We start from the raw sequence: 21,167 nt of genomic DNA on the forward strand, positions 1-21,167 counted from the left end.
CGGCGGGATGGGGACGCAGCACTATTTAATGAGGATTACGCCGAAAACCATGCTATTTACCCGATTGGCCCAACTGCGGGTCGCCGATCCGACCGGCAGGGATCCGGCTCCGGAGCCGACCGCTACCGGTCCGCCACCCTCATCTCGAACCATGTCGTCTTGCCGCGCGGCAGCAGGTCCACGCCCCAGCGGTCGGCGAGTTTGTCGACCAGGAACAGACCCCGGCCGCTGATGTCCATCTCCTGTACCGGCATCAGACAGGGCAGACCGCGGGACGGGTCGCGGACCTCGATACGGATCCAGCCCCGGCGGCGGCGCATCCGCAGGCCGAAGACCCGGGCGCCGGTGTGGCGGACGGCGTTGCCGACCAGTTCCGAGACGAGCAGGACCGCGTCCTCGGTCATCTTGGGAGTCAGGCCCCACTGGCGCAGAACCACCACTTGCGCGAGCCGGCGCGCGGTGGCGGCGGACTCCGGCCGGGACGGGAGCGGAACCTCCGCCTCCGTAGGATTACCGAACAGCTCCAGCGCCTTTGAGGCAGCTTCGTCCTCGACCGCCGGCGACCAGCGCGCCGCAGTCACACGGCCGTTTCCCCGCGGGTGTTCCACACCCTCCAGCCCCGCCATGCCCCCATCATGGCGGCCCGTGGGACCCTCCGGGGCCGTTCCGGAGGAATACACCCCCCGGAAGCCCTCATTCCGCACGAGTCGAACGGCATATGACGGTGGCAGTTCGGAGCCTTCAGGGGCCCGCCCGACCTGCGACGAAGGGTCCGCCGGGGGCAATCGACAGACTCCCTCGACAAGACAGGCTTAAGGTTGCCTTAAGGCTGCCATAAACCGCCCCATCGAGGGACCCGGATCAGACACCCCGTCAATTGCAAGTGGTTCGGGCGCGTTTCAGGGGTGACCTTGCTCGCCGGACGACCGGCCGTCAGAGGAACTTGGCCTTGCCCGGCCCCTCCTCCACGAAGCTCCGCATGCCCCGCTCCCGGTCCTCCGTCGCGAACAGCCCGGCGAACCAGCCGCGCTCCACCGCGAGGCCCGTCTCGATGTCCGTCTCCAGACCCGTGTCGATCGACTCCTTCGCCGCACGCAGCGCGATCGCCGGACCCTGCGCCAACTTCGCGGCCCAGGCGTGCGCCTCGGCGTAGACCTCCTCCGGCGCGACCACACGGTCCACGAGGCCCAACTCCCGCGCCTCGTCGGCCTTCACCATACGGCCCGTGAAGATCAGGTCCTTCGCCTTGGACGGGCCGATCAGCCGGGCCAGCCGCTGGGTGCCACCGGCGCCCGGGATCAGGCCGAGCAGGATCTCCGGCTGGCCCAGCTTGGCGTTGTCCGCGGCGATACGGAAGTCCGCGCACAGCGCCAGCTCGCAGCCGCCGCCGAGCGCATAGCCGGTCACGGCCGCCACGACCGGCTTGGGGATACGGGCCACCGCGGTGAACGACTCCTGGAGGCCGCGGGCGCGCAGGACCATCGCCGTGTGGTCCATGGCCTGCATCTCCTTGATGTCCGCGCCCGCGGCGAACACCTTCTCCCCGCCGTAGATCACCACGGCCCGCACGTCGTCACGGCGGGTCGCCTCCTCGGCGAGCTCCTTGAGCCGGTCCTGGGTGGCGACGTCCAGCGCGTTCATGGGCGGGCGGTCGAGACGGAGGGTACCGACACCTTCGGCGACTTCGAGATTCACGGTCATGCGAGCAGGTTAACGGTGCTTAACGGGAGCGGCCCCGGTGCCGTACCTCACATCGAGGTCGTGCACCGGGGCCGTGAGCCCGTCAAGGGGAGAGCTACGCCTTCCACTTCTCCCAGGACATGTTCCAGCCGTTGAGGCCGTTCTCCGGCGCGACCGTCGCGTCGGCGGAGTTCTTCACGACCACCACGTCGCCGATCATCGAGTGGTTGAAGAACCACGCGGCCGGCGTGCTCTTGTCCCACGCGCCCTTGACGTCGCGCAGGCCGATGCAGCCGTGGCTGGCGTTGTAGTTGCCGAAGGCGCCGCCGCCCCAGTAGTTGCCGTGGATGAAGGTGCCCGAGTCGGTCAGGCGGGTGGCGTGCGGGACGTCCTCGATGTCGTACTCGCCGTCGTAGCCGACGGTGTCGCCGTTCATCCGGGTCTGCACGAACTTCTCGGTCATCACCATCTGGCCGTTCCAGGTGTCGTACCCGGGCTTGCCGGTGGTGACGGGGATGGTCTTGACGACCTTGCCGTCCTGAGTGACCTTCATCTTCTTGGTCTTCACGTCGACGACCGAGACCTGGTTGCGGCCGATGGTGAAGGAGACCTTCTTGTCCTGCTCGCCGTAGACGCCGGGGCGGCCCTCGACGCCGTCGAGGTTGAGCTCGACGGTGACCTTCGTGCCGGTCTTCCAGTATTTCTCGGGACGGAAGTCGAGGCGGTCGTTGCCGAACCAGTGGCCCGCGACCTCGACGGCCGGCTCGGTCTTGATGCGGATCGCCTTCTCGACGTCCTCGGGGTGGGTGATGCCCCGGTCGAAGCGCAGGGAGAACGGCATTCCGACGCCGACCTTCGAACCGTCCTCCGGAGTGAACCGGCCGATGAAGGTGTTCTTCGGGGTCAGGGTGGTGAAGTCGGCCTCCTTGGCGGCCTCCAGGCCGTCGGCGTCCTTGGCGACCGCGTGCACCGTGTACTTCGTGGCGGCGGCGAGGTGCGTGGACGGAGTCCATGTGCCGCCGTCGCCGGATATCTTCCCGTCTATCGCGTTGCCCTTGGCGTCCTTGACCTCGACGTCCGTGAGCTTGCCCTGGGCCGCGGTCACCTTCAGCGCCCCGCTGGTGTCGACGGACTTCGCGCCGTCGCCCGGCGCTATGGTCACGACCGCCCGGGACTTCTTGGACTCCGCCGCGCTGGAGTCCCCTCCCTTGCCGTCGCCGGCACCCGAGTCCGATCCGCCGCCCCCGCCGCACGCGGTGACGGTGATCAGCAGGACGCCCGCCAGTGCCGCGAGGCCGGTGCGTCCGCGCCGCCCCCCGCGTCCGTCAACCGACGCCCCCGATATCGGCCGCACGTTCAAGTCGTTCTCCCCTCCCCGGGCCTGGTCCGGCCCGCACCCCCGCGCGTCAGCCGCGCGCATCGGCGCATATTAACCACAAGGCCAGGCGCGTTTGCGCCGCGCGTTTGTCACTGTTCCGTTCCAACATCGCCGGGCGGCCGGCCGGTCGAGCGGTCCGCCGCAACTCACCCCCCTGTCCGGTTACTTCACCGCACTCCCCGCCTTCCACTCCTTCCAACCCATATTCCACCCTCCGAGGCCATTGTCGGGAGCAACCTTTTTGTCATTGCTGCGGACGACCTCGACGACGTCCCCGACCAGAGTGCGGTCGAAGAACCAGCCCGCGGGCGTCTCGGATCCGCCGCCCTTGACATCCCTGAGGCCCACGCATCCGTGGCTGACGTTGCTGTGTCCGAAGATGGCTTCGTCCGCCCAGTAGTTGCCGTGCAGGAAGGTGCCGGAGTCGGTCAGGCGCATCGCGTGCGGGACGTCGGGGATGTCGTACTCGCCCTTGCCGTCCTTCTTCTTGAAGCCGACCGTGGCGCCGTTCATCCGGGTGAGTTCGAACATCTCGGTGACCACCATCTTGCCGTTGTAGGTGGTCATCTTCGGAGCGCCGGCAGTGACGGGCACGGTGGCGAGCAGTGCGCCGTCGCGACGGACCTCCATGGTGTGTTCGGTGGCGTCGACGACGGAGACCTGGTCGCGGCCGACGGTGAAGGAGAAGGTCTTGTGCTGCAGCCCGTACACCCCGCGTGCCCCCTCGACGTCCCGCAGTCGCAGCGCGACGGTGACGCGGGTGCCGGGCCGCCAGTAGGTGCGGGGGCGGAAGTCGAGGCGGGACTTGCCGAACCAGTGCGGGCGGATGTCCACGGCCGGCTCGGCGGTGACCTCGACGGCGCGTTCCACCGCGGCCCGGTTCTCGATCTCCCGGTTGAACTCCAGGGAGACGATCATTCCGGTGCCGACGGTGGAGCGGTTCTCCGGGGCGACGTACCCGACGAACCGCTCGTCGGGTACGTATGTGGTGAAGGTCGTGTGCCGTGCGCTGCGGCGGCCGTGGGCGTCGAGGGCCACCGCGTCGACCGTGTACTTGGCGGCGAGCGCGAGCCTCGGTTCCTCGGGCTCCCAGCGCAGGCCGTCCTTGGAGATGCGCCCGGGCACCGGTGTCTCCTGGGCGTCCTGGGACTTGACGACCCGCACCGACTCCAGGCGTCCGCCGGGCACCCGGACGAGGAGTTTCTCGTCCGGGCGCGCGCCCTTGGAGCCGTCGTCGGGGGTGACCTTGATGACGTCCTCGGCCGCCGGCCCTTTGCCCAGCATCCCGTCGAGTCCACCGCCGTCCGTGGTGCATCCGGCGGCCCCGGCCAGCAGCCCTGCCCATGTCAGTACGGCGGCCAATGCGGCCCCCGCGCGCCGCGCGCGCCCTTGTCCATGCCTCACGAAGACCCCAACGACCGGGGCGGCCCTGGGGAAACGTGAGTGCGACCCAGCGGGTGGGCAGAACATGTGGGAGGACGACGCGACGGGGAGCCGCGGCCAGGGACGACCGCGTGCTCTCCTTCCTTCCTCCACGTCGTGTGGTCCGTGAGCCGTGGGAGGCCACAGGTGTCGAGCGCAGCCGAGCAGGAGGCGGTGGCCGGGGTGGTCGCCGCTGAGGAGGGGCGCCCGGCCGCCGTCGTGAACGGCGCGCGGCACAAGGCCCCCGGTGTGCCCGTGTGGCCGGGCACGCCCGTGCCGCTCGGCGCCCGCTTCCGGGTCGGCCCGGACGGGGTGGCGGGCACCAACTTCGCGTTGTGGGCGGGCGGGGCGGAGGCGGTGGAGCTGTGCCTGTTCGACGCGCAGGGCAGGGAGACGCGGGCCCGGCTGTCCGAACTGACGCACGAGATCTGGCACGGCTTCGTGCCCGGTGTGATGCCCGGTCAGCGCTACGGCTACCGGGTGCACGGCCGCTGGGACCCGTGGACCGGCGGCCGCTGGAACCCGGCGAAGCTGCTCCTGGACCCGTACGCCCGCGCGGTGGACGGCGACTTCAGTCTGCCGCCGGAGGTCTACGGGCACGTCCGGGACTGGCCGCAGCAGCATGTCGCGGACACCGTGCGCGACGAGCGGGACTCGGCGCCGTACGTCCCCAAGGGGGTCGTCGTCCACGATGACGACGACTGGGCGGACGACCGCCGGCCGAAGACGCCGTGGGCCGACTCGGTGATCTACGAGGTGCATGTGCGGGGGTTCACGAAGCTGCACCCCGACATCCCGGAGGAGCTGCGGGGGACGTACGCCGGTCTCGCGCATCCGGCGGCGATAGAGCACCTGGTGAAGCTGGGCGTGACGGCGGTGGAGCTGCTGCCGGTGCACCAGTTCGCGCACGAGGACCATCTGCTGCGCAAGGGCCTGCGCAACTACTGGGGCTACAACTCCATCGGCTACTTCGCCCCGCACGCCGCGTACGCCGCCTCGGGCACGACCGGTGAGCAGGTCGGCGAGTTCAAGCGGATGGTCCGGGCCCTGCACGCCGCCGGGATCGAGGTCATCCTCGACGTGGTCTACAACCACACGGCGGAGGCGGGCGAGCTGGGGCCGACGCTGTCGCTGAAGGGCATCGACAACCGCGGGTACTACCGGTTGCAGCCGGACGCGCGCCGGTACGCCGACTACACGGGCTGCGGGAACACCCTGCATGTGGTCCAGCCGCAGGTGCTGCGGCTGATCACCGACTCGCTGCGCTACTGGGTGACCGAGATGGGCGTGGACGGCTTCCGCTTCGACCTGGCCGCCGCGCTGGCCCGCTCCATGCACGACGTCGACATGCTGTCGCCGTTCCTCGCCGTCATCGCGCAGGATCCGGTGCTGCGGCGGGTGAAGCTGATCGCCGAGCCGTGGGACGTCGGCTCGGGCGGCTATCAGGTGGGGGCCTTCCCTTCGCTGTGGACGGAGTGGAACGACCGCTACCGCAATGCCGTACGGGACTTCTGGCGGGGCGCGCTGCCGGACGTACGGGATCTGGGGTACCGCCTGTCGGGGTCCAGCGATCTGTACGCCTGGGGCGGCCGCCGGCCGTACGCGTCGGTGAACTTCGTGACCGCGCACGACGGCTTCACCCTGCGCGACCTGGTGTCCTACGAGCGCAAGCACAACGAGGCGAACGGCGAGGGCAACCGGGACGGGTCGGACGACAACCGGTCCTGGAACGGCGGCGTCGAGGGGGAGACGGACGACGAGTCCATACGGGCGCTGCGGCGCCGGCAGCTGCGGAACCTACTGACGACGCTGCTGCTGTCGACGGGCGTGCCGATGCTGGTCGCGGGCGACGAGCTGGGGCGCACCCAGCGCGGCAACAACAACGCCTACTGCCAGGACAACGAGATCAGCTGGCTGGACTGGAGTCTGCTCCAGGACCCCGGCTGGAAGGCCCTGTTCGAGCTGACGGCCCGGCTGATCGAACTGCGGCACCGGCACCCGGTGCTGCGCCGCCGGGCGTTCTTCTCCGGGCGGGCGCACTCGGCGGACGGGCTGCGGGACCTGGCCTGGTTCACCGCTCGGGGCACGGAGATGACGGAACGGGACTGGTACGCGCCCGCCGCCACGCTTGGCATGTATCTGTCCGGACGGGACATCCCGGGCCGGGACGAGCGCGGGGCGCCGATCGTCGACGACAGCTTCCTGGCCGTCCTGCACGCCGGGGACCGCCCGGCGAGCTTCGTGCTGCCGGGACCGCCGTGGGCGGAGCGGTACGAGGTCGTCGTGGACACCTCCCAGGAGGAACAGGGGGAGGCGCCGGGGGCGGAGCACCGGGCGGGGGCGGTGATCACGGTGCCGGGGCGGGCGGTGCTGCTGATGCGAGTGGAGTGACGGGAGTTGCGCGCGGCTCGCTGATATCAACTCCCTTTCTGAAAAGAGGAGTTCATAACAGCCATCTCGTCGGTACCCTCCCTGCGTGAGCGGACAGATCGACAAGCTTCTGCCCTACGGAATCGGTGGCGTCGCCTTCCTGGCCTTCCTGTTCTTCGTGGCACGCCCGTTCTTCACGACACTGGCCGGCGACGCGGCGAAGGCGGCCCCGGGGGCCGCCAGAAAGCTCTATCGACGGCTGCGCCCCGTGGGCGGACGGAAACTGAAGCGGTACCGGGACCAGGTGCGCGTCGAGAACTCCCGAGTGCGACTGGGGCTTTCCCAGGCGTCGGGCAGCGGCAGCCAAGGGGCGCCGGGGCTGCGCGACGTCTACGTACCGCTGCACTGCGAGACGGACGGTGGCCGCGGTGACGCCGCGACCCAGTTGCGCGGCCATCGAGCGATGCTTCTCGGCGCACCGGGCGCGGGGAAGTCCCTGCTTCTCAAGCACGAGATGCTGGAGTGGGTCGACGGCGGGGACGACAGCAGGCTCCCCGTGATCGTCAGCCTGCACGCGTGCAACACCTCACCGGACCCGTTCGAAACGCTCATCACGAAGAAGTTCGAGAACTCCGGCATCAACGCGGCCACGGCACTGGACATGGTGCAGACACGTCTGGCCTCGGGCGGGCTGCGCGTGTTCTTCGACGGCTTGGACGAGGTGGGCACCGATCACTTCGAGCGGGTGATCCAGCGGCTCAGGGAGTTCGCGGTCCAGTACGACAGCTGCGACATGGTCGTCTCCTGCCGGACCGCCGCCTATGACGGGCAGTTGCAGGACCTGTTCGACCAAGAGGTCCGCGTCGCCGAATTCGACGACGCCTCCATCCTGCGGTTCCTGTCCAAGTGGCCGGACTTCGCGGACTCGGTGACTGCGGCGCGGCTCTTTCAGGCGCTGCAGGAGGACCCCGAGCTCAAGGTCCTCGCACGCAGTCCGCTGATGCTCACCATGATCGCCTATCTGCAGTCCGGAGACCGGCCCGAGAGCGTGGGCCCGCTGCCCAACTCCCGGGCGAGGTTCTACGACATGGCGGTGGCCCATCTCCTCGACCGCGACCGGCTGTTGAACCGCAGCGAGGCGATCGGCGCATACCACGCCGGCCGCAAGACCCTGGTCCTGCAGCGCCTCGCGCTGACGCAGCTGGGCGAGTCGTCGGCACGCGGCGACCGGCAGGAGGTCACACGGCAACGGTTCGAGTCGGTCATCGACGAGTTGCTGCCCGGCTTCGACCTGGAACGGGATCCACACCTGCAGCGCATGCTGATCGAGATCGTCAGCCGCAGCGAACTGATCAAGGACATAGACCGGGGCAGGCACTACCAGTTCACCCACCTCACCCTGCTGGAATATCTCGCGGCGTGCGAACTGCGCACCGATGAGCAGCGGCTGATGGACCACTACCGCCGCGCACCACAGCCCTGGCGGGAGACCGTCCGCATGTGGTGTGCGGTCACCCGCGGCGACTGCACGCGCGTGGTGCGGGAGATCTTCGAGGACAGCGACATGTGGAGGAAGGTGCTCGCGCTGCAGTGCCTGGCCGACGCGGTTCACATCGAGGAGGCTCTGGCGGAGGAGATTCTGGCGTTCTTCCTGGACCGGCTGGGGGCGCCCGGCGACACGCGGGGCGACATCGCGAAGGGCCTCGGCACACTGGCGGCCAGCAGCAGCCCCCGGGGACGACGGGTGCGTGAAGCGCTGATCGCGGCAGCTCGGGGCCCGGCGTCGGACCGGCGGTCGGCGGCTCTGCAGGCGCTCACGGTGTCCGGGCGCCAGGAGGCGGCACAAGCCCTGGCGGAGCTGCGGGACGATGAGGCGCGGGTGGCCCTTCAGGCGATGGGTGACGTCGCGGTGCTGTCCTTGGCGCGGGCGGCCGAGGAGCGGGGGGAGATCTGGGCGGTGCGGTCGCTGGGTGTCGTGGGTACGCCGGCTGCCGCGGTGCAGTTGGCCGGGATGCTCTGGACGGATGGGCTGGGCCCTGTCTCCCGCACGGCGGCGTGGAACCTGGCGTCGCTCATGCGCAATCCGGAGGTGTGCGACGCACTGAACGAGTGGGCACCCGCCCACACGCCCCTCGAAGGGGCTTACACCGGGATATGGGACGGACTTCACCAGCTGAAGGGGTTGACCACGATCGCGGCCCGTGTGGCCTGGCTGATCGACGGCGCAGGCTGGGAATCTGGCTCCGTCTCCGGGCTGATGGACGAGGAAGAGCACTTCCAGGGGGTCCATGCGATTCACCCACTCATCGGCATCCCTCTGTTCGCGTGCGCCGAATTCCGCACGGAGGCGCCCCCGGACGGAGACAGGCCGGCCTGGACCGGGATCGACAGCCGGATCGCCGAGGCTCAGGCGGTACTCGGCTCTCCGCCCTCCCACATAGCCCGGACTGTGATTTCGAATCGTAGGACCGGAACCATCTACTGGCTCTTCGGCACTCAGCAGGTGCCCACGATCGAGGCGCAACGAGCCCTCGAACCGCTTCGTGACGAACTACTGGCCCAGCGGGGGGTCACAGCGGGCCACCAGGCAGTGTTGCGTGCTCTGCCCTGGGTCGTTCAGGCGGAGCTCATGCGGCTTCGGTTCGGCGCCTTCTCTCAGGGAAAGGCCCTGAGGGAGAAGTGGCGGCATGTGCACGAACAGCCCGACCCGCCCCGGATCCCCAATGCCGTCGCCTGGATCATGGGCTGGCTGCTCGCCATCCTCGCCGTCGGGGTCGGCGGCACCCGTCTGGTGTCGGGCGCGTTCGGATGGCGGCCCTGGGAGCTGGGGCCCTATGGACCCCAGTGGCTGGCCATCACGATGACCGCCGTCATCGTGGGTGCGGGAGTGGTGGCGTTCGTCGGAATCAACCTGTTCGATGAACAGGACTGGGCGCTGGAGGCGGGAGTCGTGGCCGCTCTCGTCGAAGTGCTCTGCATGTGCTACCTGTTCTGGCTCGCCCTGGTCACCGGACGGGACTTGATCGGCTGGTCGGTGCCTCTGGGGCTCGCAGCCGTCCTCGCCGGTGCCTGCGTCAGCGCCGGGATCCTCACCGCGCGCATCAACGACAAACGCAACAACCCGCTGCACGCCGCCCTCTCGGCGGCCGCGCCGGCGTGAGCGGCACGGCCCTGCTCCCCCTACCTCGTCACCCGAGGATCCCCCGCTCGTACGCCGTCGCGACCGCCGCCGCGCGGTCGTTGACGCCGAGCTTGGCGTACAGGTGGGTGAGGTGGGTCTTCACGGTCGCCTCGCTGATGAAGAGCTCGCGGGCGATCTCGCGGTTCGCGGTGCCCTTGGCGACCAGGGCGAGGACCTCGCGCTCGCGGGCGGAGAGGGGCTCGCTGCCGGGGGTCCTCGGGGTGCGCACGGCGGAGACGAGGCGGGAGGCGACCGCCGGGGAGAGGACCGTGCGGCCCTCGGCGGCGGCCCGGACCGCGGTGAAGAGTTCGTCGCGCGGGGCGTCCTTCAGGAGGTAGCCGGTCGCGCCCGCCTCGATGGCGGGCAGCGTGTCGGAGTCGGTGTCGTACGTGGTCAGCACGAGGACCTTGGCGCGGGCGCCGGTACGGGTGAGGTGGGCGATGGCCGCGACCCCGCCACCGCCCGGCATGCGCAGGTCCATCAGGATCACATCGGGGTCGAGTGCGGCGGCCCGCTCCAGGGCCTCCTCGCCGCTCGCCGCCTCGCCGAGCACGACGAAGCCGGGCGCGGACTCGAACATGCCGCGCAGACCGTCCCGTACGACGGGATGGTCGTCGACGATCAACAGGGAGATGGACGACTCGTCGCTACTCATGGCGCACCAACGGTACGCGAGCCGACAGGGCCGTGCCGCGCCCCGGTTCGGACTCGACGGTGAGGCAGCCGGCCATGCGCTCGGCGCGGGCGCGCATGCCGGGCAGGCCGAAGCCGCCGGTGCGGCTGCGCTCGCGCAGGGCGAGCGGGTCGAAGCCGGCGCCGTCGTCGCGGATGTCGAGGATGACCTCGTCGCCGAGGAAGGACAGGGTGACGCCGACGCGAGTGGCGCGGGCATGCCGGGCGGCGTTGGACAGGGCCTCCTGGGCGATCCTCAGCAGGGTCGCGGAGACCTCGTCGTGGAGCTGTTCCGCGGTGCCGGTGAGGGTGAAGTCGGCGCGTACACCGGTCCGTTCGGACCACTCGGCGACGGTGCCCTTCAGGGCCTGCGGCAGCCCGTCGTGCTCCAGGGCCACTGGGGCGAGGTTGTGCACCGAGCGGCGGGCCTCGCCGAGGCTGTGCCGGGCGAGGTCGGCAGCGCGGTCGAGGTGGGAGCGGGCGGTGGGCAGGTCCGGGGCGTTCGCGACGACCTGGAGCTGGGCGATGATGCCGGTCAGGCCCTGGGCGATGGTGTCGTGGATCTCGGCGGCCAGCCGTCGGCGCTCGTCGGCGACCCCGGCCTCACGGGCCTGGACGAGGAGCTGGGCGTGGAGGGCGGCGTTCTCCTCCAGCGCCTGGTGCAGGGCCGTGTTGGTCCGTTCGAGTTCGGCGATGGTCTCGGCGCGGGCGCGGGAGCGTTCCTCCTGCTGGGTGGTGAGGTGGCCGACCACCGACAGGATGACGTTGTTGACGACCAGCAGCCCGGCGAACACCGCCCACTGCACCGGCTCGTGGAACGGCATCCCGCCGGCCTGCGAGCCGGAGACGGCGATGGAGCAGGCGAACGGGCCGAGCAGCCGCAGCCGCCGGTGCGGGATGAGCTCGTCGGAGTCGAAGTAGCCGGTGACGGCGTAGAACGCGAAGAACGGGTTCAGCCAGGTCAGCACGAAGCCGAGCGCCCAGCGCAGCCCGTAGTAGACCGTGCCGGCGGTGGAGGGGCCCGGGCGGGTGCGGCTCGCCCGGCCCCAGCACAGCTGGAGTACGAACCCGGCGGCGACCAGCACCGCCACCGCGATCCGCTCCCCCGTGCCGGGCATCAGTTCGGCGGTGGCGACCGACAGCAGGGTGCCGACCCCGAGCAGCGCGTAGGGCCCCTTGCTGCGGATGAGTTCCCAGCGCCGCTCGATGTCGGTGTCCGCCGCGGTCATGCCCCCAGTCTGCACGGCCCGCCGCCTACTCCCAGCGGAACCAGCGCGCGGCCGCCGCGGACAGCGCCACCGTCCACACCGCCATCACGCCGAGGTGGGACCAGCCCGGCCAGTCGCCCGCCATGGCCGCGTTCAGGGCCTGCGCGGCGGCGCCGAACGGGGTGAACCCGACGATGTCGGCCATCAGACCGGGCATGGCCTGCACCGGCAGCCACACCCCCGCGCAGAACAGCATCGGGAAGAACACCGCCGTCCCGACCGCACCGGCGATCTTCACCGTGCCGGACACCGCCGAGATCACCGAGCCCAGCGCGAGCGCGACGAGGACCGCGAGGACCAGCGCGAGCAGATAGCCGTACGGCTGTCCGGGCAGTCGTACGTCGTAGACGAGCCGGCCGACCGCGAGGGCGAGCAGCGCGGAGAGCAGCGCGGCCAGGGCGTGCACCAGCATCTGCGCAGACAGCAGCGCCGACGGCCGGACCGGAGTGGTGGACATCCGCCGCAGGATGCCCTGTTCGCGGTAGCCGGTCAGACCCACCGGCATCGACTGCACCCCGGCGACGATCATGCCGACCAGGACGGTCACGGGCACGTAGGTGTCGACGATGCGCAGCCCGCCGAGGCCGTCCTGGTGCTCGCGGAACGCGGGGACGGCGCCCAGGATCGCCAGGAGCAGCGGCGGGAAGGCCAGGATCCAGAAGAGGCTGCCCGGTTCGCGCGCGAGCAGCCGGGCCTCGGTGCGCAGTACGGCGGTGTTCATGGCGTGCTCTCCGTCATGCTCGGGTCCGTCACGGTCGTGTCCGTCAGATCCAGGAAGGCGTCGTCCAGCGTGGCGTCGCTGACGCGCAGTTGGTGGGCGGTGATGCGGTGCCGGGCCAGCAGTGTGATCACGGCGTTGACCGTCTCGTCGCTGCCGGCCAGGGTGATCCGGCCGTCCCTGTGTTCGACGGAGGCGAGCGCGGGCAGCGCGCTGAGCTCGCCCTCGTCCAGCGGCTCGGACGGCGTGAAGGTGATGACCGTGGCGCGGGCGGAGCGGCGGATCAGTCCGGCCGGGGTGTCCAGCGCGGCCACCCGGCCCTTGTCGATCACGGCGATCCGGTCGCAGAGCCGCTGCGCCTCCTCCATGAAGTGGGTGACGAGCAGGACGGTCACACCGCTCGCGCGGACGTCCTCGATGAGCTGCCAGGTGTCGCGGCGGGCCCGTGGGTCGAGGCCGGTCGTCAGCTCGTCCAGGACGACGATCCGGGGGTTGCCGACGAGGGCGAGGGCGATGAACAGGCGCTGCTTCTGGCCGCCGGAGAGCTTGCCGAACCGGGTGCCGAGCCGGTCGGCCAGGCCAAGGCGCTCGGCGAGCGGGCGCCAGTCGGCGGGGGCGGGGTAGAAGGAGGCGTACAGCTGGAGCGCCTCGCGCACGGTCAGCTTCTCCTGGAGCCGGCCCTCCTGGAGCTGGGCGCCGAGAACATGGGAGACGCGGTCGTGGTCGGCGACGGGATCGAGGCCGGTGACCCGCACCCGGCCCGCGTCGGGGACGCGCAGGCCCTCGACGCACTCGACGGTGGTGGTCTTGCCGGCGCCGTTGGGGCCGAGGACGCCGAAGATCTCGCCCTCCTCGACGGTGAAGGAGACGCCGTCGACGACGGTGCGGCCGCCGTAGGACTTGCGCAGGTCGGTGACTTCGATGACGGACATGGCATCAGGGTCGCGGCCCGGCCGGCGCCGCCACATCCGCCGTCGCGCTCGACGCACATCCCCCGATCGGTTGATGGCAGTCGTACGACCCGTCGAACGCCCTGGTCGTAGGACCAGCGACCGAGCGCGGACCGGCCAAAACTCGGTGGGCAGTGTCAGTGGCGATCCGTAGGCTCGCTGCTGATGGTGACGACACGTGCAACCGACCGGAACACATCCGAACGATCCGCCGTACGTACGCTGCTGCGCCTGTGGCCGTACGTACGGCCGGTGCGGGTGCGGCTGTTCGCCGCCGCGGGCGTGGCGGTCGTCGCCTCCTGTATGTCGCTGGTCATCCCGCTCCTCCTGAAGTGGATGGTGGACGGGCCGGTCGCCGACCGGGATCCGGCCGGGGTGTGGCTCGGGGCGCTGTATCTGCTGCTGCTCGGGCTCGCGGAGGCGTTGCTGTTCGGGCTGCGGCGCTGGTTGGTGGCGCGGCCGCTGGCGGGCGTCGAGGCGGGGATGCGGGCGGATCTGTACCGGCGTCTTCAGCGGCTGCCGGTGGCCTTCCACGACCGGTGGGCGTCGGGGCAGTTGCTGTCACGCGGCACGACCGATCTGATGCTGCTGCGCATGTTCCTCGCCTTCCCGCTGACGTTCCTGCTGGTCAACAGCGTGACGATCCTCGTCGGCGTGATCATCATGCTGCTCCAGGACTGGACGCTGGGGCTGGTGATCCTGATCCCGGCCGTGCCCGTGATGGTCACCTGCGTGATCTTCGAGAAGCGGTACGCCGAAGTGGCGCGACGCGCTCAGGACCAGGTCGGCGATCTGACGACGGTCGTCGAGGAGAGCGTGCTCGGGATCCGGATCATCAAGGGCTTCGGCCGGCACCGCAGCCAGGCACGCGCCTTCCGGGAACTGTCCCGGACCCTGCGCGGCACGGAACTGCGCAAGGCCCGACTCCTGGCGACGATCTGGGGCGTCATCGTGACGCTGCCGGAGCTGGCCATCGGGGCGGCGCTGGTCCTGGGCGCCGTACAGGTGGCGGACGGCGAGCTGTCGGCGGGCACGCTGGTGGCGTTCCTGTCGACCGCGCTCGCGCTGAGGTGGCCGGTGGACTCGATCGGCTTTCTGCTGGCGATGAGCCAGGAGGCGGCGACGGCGACGGAGCGCTATTTCGAGGTCATGGATGAAAGGCCGGAGCAGGAAGCGTCCCTGAGGGACGCGCCCCAAAGGGGCGCGGGGCTGTATCAATATGCGGCGCCGCCGCGGGGCGCGACAAGCCCCCACGGCCCCGCAGCCGAAAAAGACGGCATCCGCTTCCACAACGTCCGTTTCCGCTATCCCGACGCCCCAGAAGACTCCCCTCCCACACTCGACCACGTCGACCTGCACATCCGTCCCGGCGAATCCATGGCTCTCGTCGGAGCCACCGGCAGCGGCAAGACGACCCTCACCACTCTCGTCCCCCGCCTGCATGAGCTGACATCCGGCCGGATCACCCTCGACGGTACGGACATCACCGCCATGCCGAGGGAAACGCTGCGCGAACTCGTCGCCGTCGCCTTCGAGGAACCCACACTCTTCTCGGCCAGCGTGGCCGACAACGTTCTCATGGGGGCCGGAGCGGGCGCGGGCGAGCCCGAGTTGGAGCGGGCGCTCGGCGTCGCGCAGGCCGCGTTCGCGCACAACCTGCCCCACGGGACCGGGACACAGGTCGGCGAGCAGGGCCTCAGTCTCTCCGGCGGCCAGCGCCAGCGCCTCGCGCTCGCGCGGGCGGTCGTCGGCCGCCCCAGGTTCCTCGTCCTCGACGACCCCCTGTCCGCCCTCGACGTGCACACCGAGGCCGCGGTCGAGGCGGCCCTGCGGGACGTGCTCGCGCAGACCACCGCCCTCATCGTCGCCCACCGCCCGTCCACGGTGCTGCTGGCCGACCGTGTCGCCCTGCTCTCCGGCGGCCGCATCACCGCCGTGGGCACCCACCAGGAACTCCTGCGCGGCAACGCCGAGTACGCCCATCTCATGGCCGGAAACGAGGAGACCGACCGATGACGGCGACCACCACCGCACCGGGCAAGGAACAGCCGGCCGAAGAACCCTCCAAGGACGTCGACCCCTTCGACCACGACGTCCTGCCCACTCCCCCGGGCGCCACGATCACGCTCCTGCGCTCGCTGCTCGCCCCCATGAAGGCCCGCGTCGCCCTGACCACGCTCCTGCTGCTGCTCCAGCAGGCGGCGGTGCAGGCGGGCCCCCTGCTGGTGGCGTACGCCATCGACTCGGCCGTGCCGGCGTTCCGGCGCGACGACCTCGGGCCGCTGATCGCGGTCGGCGCCGGCTATCTGGGGTGCGCGGTCGTCTCCGGCGTGCTCCAGTACGCGTTCATCCTGGCGGCCGCCCGCGTCAACCAGGACGTACTGCTCGACCTGCGCGGCCGGATCTTCCGGCACGCCCAGGCCCTGAGCGTCGACTTCCACGAGCGCTACACCTCGGGGCGGCTCATCTCCCGCTCCACCACGGACGTGGAGTCCCTGCGCGAGCTCCTGAACGAGGGCCTGCAGGAACTCGTCACCGTCATCCTGTCGTTCGTCTACATCTCGGCGATGCTGCTGTGGCTGGACCTCGGCCTCGGCGCGGTCGCCGTGGCCTCGTTCGTGCCGCTGTATCTGCTCGTACGGCTCTACCGGCGGCGTGCCGCCCGCGTGTACACCCTGCGGTCCACCGCCATCGCGGCGGTGATCGTCAAGTTCGTCGAGACGATGAACGGCATTCGCCCGGTGCGCGCGTTCCGCCGCGAGGCCGCCAACGACGCCGACTTCCGGGTCCTGAACACCCGGCACGAGCGCACCAACGGCGACGCCCTGCTGGAGATGGCCCGCTATGTCGTCGGCTCCCGGCTCGTCGCCAACACGGCCGTCGCCGGGATCGTGCTGTGGGGCGCCTACCGCGTCGCGGGCGGCACGCTCGCCCTGGGTGTGCTGGCCGCGGCCGTGCTCTATCTGCGCCGGCTGTACGACCCGATCGACCGGCTCGGCATGTTCCTGAACTCCTACCAGTCGGCGGCCGCGTCCCTGGAGAAGATCGCCGGCCTGCTCGCGCAGACGCCGTCCGTCCCCGAGCCGCAGACGCCCCGGCAGCTCCCCGCACTGCGCACCGAGCACCCCGGCCGCGAGGTCGTCTTCGACGACGTCCGCTTCGGCTACCGCACCGGCGGCGAGGTGCTGCCCCGCTTCGACCTCACGCTCCCGGCCGGGCAGACGGTCGCGGTCGTCGGCTCCACCGGCGCCGGCAAGTCGACGCTGGCCAAGCTGGTCGCCCGGTTCTACGACCCCTCCGCGGGCCGGGTCCTGCTGGACGGCGTCGACCTGCGCGAGCTGCCCGTGGCGGAACTGCGGCGCGGGGTGGTGATGGTGACGCAGGAGGCGTTCCTGTTCTCCGGCACGGTCGCCGAGAACATCGCCATCGGCCGCCCGGACGCCACCCGTGAGGAGATCGAGCAGGCCGCGAAGGCGATCGGCGCGCACGACTTCATCAGCTCCCTGCCCGACGGCTACGACACCGACGTACGCAAGCGCGGCGGCCGTATCTCCGCCGGTCAGCGCCAGCTCGTGGCGTTCGCGCGGGCGTTGCTCGCGGACCCGGCCGTGCTGATCCTGGACGAGGCGACCAGCTCCCTCGACATCCCCGGCGAACGGGCCGTGCAGCGCGCGATGACGACGGTCCTGCGCGGACGCACGGCCGTGGTCATCGCCCACCGCCTGTCCACGGTCGAGATCGCCGACCGGGTGCTGGTCATGGAGCACGGCCGGATCGTGGAGGACGGCACACCGGACGAACTCATCGCCGGGACGGGCAGGTTCGCGGATCTGCACCGGGCCTGGCGGGACAGCCTGGCGTAGCGGAACGACGAGCGGGACGACGAACGGGGCACGGGGACGATGATCGACGCGTACGAGGATCCGGGTGAGCCCGACTGTCGCGGCGGGTGGCGGTATCTGTGGTGGTTGGTCATGCGCCAGAAGACGCGGTCCGTCGTGGGAGCGCTGATCTCCAGTGTGTGGATGGTGCTGCTGGCGGCGACGCCGTATCTGATGTCCCGTGCCGTCGACGACGGGCTGACGGCCGGTGACCAAGGAGCGTTGGCGGGGTGGACGGGCGCGCTGTTCGCGGTGGGAATGTTCAACGCCTGGCTGAGCATCATGCGGCACCGCACGATGACGCGGGTGCGGATGGACGCCAACTTCCGCACGGTCAAGGTGCTGATGGGGCAGGCGGTACGACTGGGCGCCACGCTGCCGCGCCGGATCGGGGCCGGGGAGGTCGTCACGATCGGTGTGGGCGACGTGCAGACCATCAGCCAGTCCCTGACCGTCGTCGGCCCCGGGGTGGGGGCGGTCGTCGCCTATCTGGTGATCGCCGGACTGCTGGTGTCGGTGTCGGTGCCGATCGCCGTGGTGGTGCTGCTCGGTATGCCGCTGGTCGGCGTGCTCGTCGGGCCTCTGCTGGGACGGCTGCAGGCGACGGAGACGCAGTACAGGGAGCGGCAGGGCGTACTGACCGCACGGATCGCCGACCTCGCGGGCGGTCTGCGCGTCCTCAACGGCCTCGGCGGCAAGGGCCTGGTCGCCGACGCCTTCCACCGCGACTCACAGCGGCTTCGGGCGCAGGGGTACCGGGTCGGGGCGGTGACCAGTTGGGTGCAGGCACTCGGGGTGGGGCTGCCGACCCTGTTCCTGGCCGTGGTGACCTGGCTGGCGGCGCGGCTGGCCGCCCAGGGGGCCATCACCGTGGGCGAGTTGGTGTCGGTGTACGGCTATGTCGCGGTGCTGGTGGGGCCGGTGGCGTTCTTCATCGAGTGCGGCTATCAGGTCAGCCGAGGCGTGGTGGCGGCACGACGGGTCGTACGGTTCCTGCAGCTGGAGCCGATGGCGGACACCGGGACCCGGGACGCGCCGGCCGAACCGGCGGTGCTGTACGACCCCGATTCCGGAGTGCGGGTGCTGCCGGGCCGTCTGACCGCGCTGGCCGGGGCGTTGCCCGCCGACGCCGTGGCCGTCGTCGACCGCCTCGGCCGGTATGTGCCGTCGGCGGCGACCTGGGGCGGGGTCACGCTCGACGAGATCGCCTTGTCGCAGGTGCGGGGGCGGGTCCTGGTGGCCGACCACGAGTCGGACCTGTTCGCCGGTCCGCTGCGCGAGCTGGTCGGCGGCGCGTGGGATCCGGACGACGCGGCCGTCGCACGGGCGGTGCGCGCCGCGGTCGCCGAGGACATCGTGCGCGGCCTCCCCGACGGCCCGGACACCCCGATCGACACCCAGGGCCGCAACCTCTCCGGGGGCCAGCGCCAGCGGATCCGGCTGGTCCGCGCGTTGCTGGCCGACCCGGAGGTCCTCCTGGCGATCGAACCGACCTCGGCCCTGGACGCCCACACGGAGGCACGGGTCGCCGAACGCCTGCACGCCGAGCGCGCCGGCCGCACGACCGTCGTCACCACCACGTCCCCCCTCGTCCTGGACCGCGCGGACACCGTGCACTACCTGGTCGACGGCAAGGTGGCGGCCACGGGCACGCACACGGAACTGCTGGACGGGGAGCCCGGCTACCGAGCCCTGGTGGCCCGGGACGAGGACGCCGAGGAGGTCATGAGGTGACGGCACGGCAACGCCCCCCAGGGGCGCGGGGAACTGCGCGACAAACCACGACGCACCAGCACCCGGCGAACAACACAAAGCCCCGAGCTCTCCCCCGCACAACCCTCCCCATCGCAAAACCCAAGGCAGTCCGCCGAGCCACCGTCCGCCTCGTCCGAGCCGACGCCAAGGCCTTCACCGCCGTACTCGCACTGAACGCGGCCGCCGCGATCGCCGGCCTCGCCGCCCCCTGGCTGGTGGGCGACATCATCGACGAGATCCGCGCCGGCAACGGCGTGACGACCGTCGACAAGCTGGCCCTGGCGATCCTGGTGGCGGCGACAGCCCAGTTGCTGCTGGCCCGCTGGGCCCGCTACATCGGCCACCGCTTCGGCGAACGCATCCTCGCCCGCGTCCGCGAGGAGTTCGTGGACCGCACGCTCGCGCTGCCCGCGTCGGTCGTGGAGCGGGCCGGCACCGGGGACCTGACGGCGCGCGGCACCGCCGACGTGGCGGCCGTCGGCACCACCTTGCGTGACGCCGGGCCCGAGCTGCTCATCAACTCCGTGCAGGTCCTGTTCCTGCTGGGCGCGGTCTTCGTGCTGGACCCCCTGCTCGGCGCCTGCGGTCTGCTCGGGCTGGCTGGTCTGTGGCCGGTGCTGCGCTGGTATCTGCGCCGCGCCCGCAGCGGGTACCTCGCCGAGGGCGCGGCCACCTCGGACGTCGCGGAGATCCTGGCGGCGACCGCGGGCGGCGCCCGCACGGTGGAGGCACTGCGGCTGGAGCGGCGGCGGGTGGCGGCGAGCCGGGACGCGCTGGAGACGGCGCGCCGGACCCGTCTGCACACCCTCTTCCTGCGCTCGGTGTTCTTCCCGTCGGTGGAGATCGCCTATCTCGTCCCGGTGGCGACGGTCCTGCTCGTCGGCGGGGCGCTGCACACGCAGGGCACGATCAGCCTGGGCACGGCGGTCGCGGCGGCGCTGTACCAGCAGCAGATGGCCGGTCCGCTCGACGAGATCCTGATGCGGATCGAGCAACTCCAGAGCAGCGGCGCCTCGTTCGCCCGCGTGGAGGGCCTGGCGCAGGCTCCGCGGGCGAGGGAGACCGACTCCCCCACCCCCGCCGGCGACCGGATCGACGTGACCGGCGTGCGCTACGCCTACGACCGCGGCGGCGAGGTCCTCAGCGGGGTCGACCTGACCGTCCGGCCGGGCGAGCGTCTCGCGGTGGTCGGACCGTCCGGCGCCGGGAAGACGACCCTGAGCCGGCTGCTCGCGGGCGTGGACGCGCCGACCGACGGCTCGGTGACGGTCGGCGGTGTGCCGGTCGTCGCGCTGGGCCCGGAGCAGCTGCGCCGCCAGGTCGTGCTGGTCACCCAGGAGCACCATGTCTTCCTCGGCACGGTCCGCGACAACCTGCGGATCGCCGAGCCGTCGGCCACGGACGAGGACCTGTGGGCCGCCCTGACCGCGGTGGGCGCCGACTCCTGGGTACGGCGGCTGCCGGACGGCCTGGACACGGCGCTGGGCGACGGCGGCCGCGCCACGGACGGCTCGCAGGCCCAGCAGCTCGCGCTCGCACGGGTGGTGCTGGCCGACCCGCACACCCTGATCCTCGACGAGGCGACGGCGCTGCTCGACCCGACGACCGCCCGCCACACCGAGCGCGCGCTGGCCGCCGTGCTTCAGGGCCGTACCGTCATCGCCATCGCGCACCGGCTGCACACCGCCAGCGACGCGGACCGCGTGGCCGTGATGGAGAACGGCCGGCTGACCGAGCTCGGCACCCATGACGAGCTGGTCGCGGCGGACGGGGCGTACGCGGCGCTGTGGCGGTCCTGGCACGGGGAGCGGTCCGCCTGAACAGGCGATCTATGCTCGTTGCCGTAGGAGATCCCTGGCACGCTGAAGAAAGCCACGGTAGAAAGCCACAGC

14 protein-coding genes are annotated in these 21,167 nt (G+C 71.1%); 6 read left to right on the forward strand and 8 right to left on the reverse strand.

The features are described from left to right. Window positions 1-122 precede the first annotated feature (122 nt). From ACFPQ9_RS21315 to ACFPQ9_RS21330, 4 genes are all read right to left on the reverse strand, one after another. Window positions 123-626 (reverse strand): ATP-binding protein, encoded by a 504-nt coding sequence (locus tag ACFPQ9_RS21315; protein ID WP_380855243.1) that lies wholly within the window; start codon window positions 624-626, stop codon window positions 123-125. Window positions 627-933: 307 nt separating this feature from the next. After that, a complete protein-coding gene (locus ACFPQ9_RS21320; protein ID WP_380855246.1) occupies window positions 934-1,701 on the reverse strand; it encodes an enoyl-CoA hydratase/isomerase family protein in 768 nt (255 codons plus the stop codon). Between the two features lie 94 nt (window positions 1,702-1,795). Continuing rightward, entirely contained in the window at window positions 1,796-3,040 is a 1,245-nt protein-coding gene (locus tag ACFPQ9_RS21325; RefSeq protein WP_380855329.1) for a L,D-transpeptidase, read from the reverse strand. A gap of 180 nt (window positions 3,041-3,220) precedes the next feature. After that, entirely contained in the window at window positions 3,221-4,462 is a 1,242-nt protein-coding gene (locus ACFPQ9_RS21330; RefSeq protein WP_380855249.1) for a L,D-transpeptidase, read from the reverse strand. 165 nt (window positions 4,463-4,627) lie between these two features. On the opposite strand from ACFPQ9_RS21330, the gene glgX reads away from it, so the two are divergent. Beyond that, window positions 4,628-6,871 carry a glycogen debranching protein GlgX gene (gene glgX, locus ACFPQ9_RS21335; protein WP_380855252.1) on the forward strand — a complete coding sequence of 748 codons (2,244 nt, stop codon included), beginning with the start codon at window positions 4,628-4,630 and terminating at the stop codon, window positions 6,869-6,871. Between the two features lie 85 nt (window positions 6,872-6,956). Beyond that, window positions 6,957-10,010 carry an NACHT domain-containing protein gene (locus ACFPQ9_RS21340; protein WP_380855255.1) on the forward strand — a complete coding sequence of 1,018 codons (3,054 nt, stop codon included), beginning with the start codon at window positions 6,957-6,959 and terminating at the stop codon, window positions 10,008-10,010. A gap of 28 nt (window positions 10,011-10,038) precedes the next feature. On the opposite strand, the gene ACFPQ9_RS21345 is transcribed toward ACFPQ9_RS21340, so the two are convergent. From ACFPQ9_RS21345 to ACFPQ9_RS21360, 4 genes are read right to left on the reverse strand one after another with little or no spacing between them, the layout of a single operon-like run. Next, entirely contained in the window at window positions 10,039-10,686 is a 648-nt protein-coding gene (locus ACFPQ9_RS21345; RefSeq protein ID WP_380855258.1) for a response regulator, read from the reverse strand. Further along, the gene (locus ACFPQ9_RS21350) at window positions 10,679-11,932 is read right to left on the reverse strand and encodes a sensor histidine kinase (RefSeq protein ID WP_380855261.1); all 1,254 of its coding nucleotides are present in this window, start codon (window positions 11,930-11,932) and stop codon (window positions 10,679-10,681) included. The genes ACFPQ9_RS21345 and ACFPQ9_RS21350 overlap by 8 nt, the downstream gene beginning before the upstream one ends. A 25-nt stretch (window positions 11,933-11,957) precedes the next feature. Beyond that, window positions 11,958-12,692 carry an ABC transporter permease gene (locus tag ACFPQ9_RS21355; protein ID WP_380855264.1) on the reverse strand — a complete coding sequence of 245 codons (735 nt, stop codon included), beginning with the start codon at window positions 12,690-12,692 and terminating at the stop codon, window positions 11,958-11,960. After that, window positions 12,689-13,621, reverse strand: coding sequence for an ABC transporter ATP-binding protein (locus ACFPQ9_RS21360; RefSeq protein ID WP_380855267.1), 933 nt, complete (start codon window positions 13,619-13,621; stop codon window positions 12,689-12,691). Before ACFPQ9_RS21360 ends, ACFPQ9_RS21355 begins: the two co-directional genes overlap by 4 nt. Before the next feature lie 183 nt (window positions 13,622-13,804). Here ACFPQ9_RS21360 and ACFPQ9_RS21365 point away from each other — a divergent pair, with 183 nt between their 5' ends. From ACFPQ9_RS21365 to ACFPQ9_RS21380, 4 genes are all read left to right on the forward strand, one after another. Continuing rightward, window positions 13,805-15,655, forward strand: coding sequence for an ABC transporter ATP-binding protein (locus ACFPQ9_RS21365; protein WP_380855270.1), 1,851 nt, complete (start codon window positions 13,805-13,807; stop codon window positions 15,653-15,655). Then, complete coding sequence (locus tag ACFPQ9_RS21370; protein ID WP_380855273.1) at window positions 15,652-17,502, forward strand: ABC transporter ATP-binding protein; 1,851 nt, start codon at window positions 15,652-15,654, stop codon at window positions 17,500-17,502. The genes ACFPQ9_RS21365 and ACFPQ9_RS21370 overlap by 4 nt, the downstream gene beginning before the upstream one ends. A gap of 39 nt (window positions 17,503-17,541) precedes the next feature. Then, window positions 17,542-19,254: an ABC transporter transmembrane domain-containing protein gene (locus ACFPQ9_RS21375; RefSeq protein WP_380855276.1), complete on the forward strand. Its 1,713-nt coding sequence runs from the start codon at window positions 17,542-17,544 to the stop codon at window positions 19,252-19,254. A 110-nt stretch (window positions 19,255-19,364) separates the two neighbouring features. Continuing rightward, window positions 19,365-21,095, forward strand: coding sequence for an ABC transporter ATP-binding protein (locus ACFPQ9_RS21380; protein WP_380855332.1), 1,731 nt, complete (start codon window positions 19,365-19,367; stop codon window positions 21,093-21,095). Window positions 21,096-21,167: the final 72 nt, after the last annotated feature.

Origin of the sequence: Streptomyces coerulescens (assembly GCF_042657965.1) — a bacterium.
GTDB classification, from domain to species: Bacteria; Actinomycetota; Actinomycetes; order Streptomycetales; family Streptomycetaceae; genus Streptomyces; species Streptomyces coerulescens.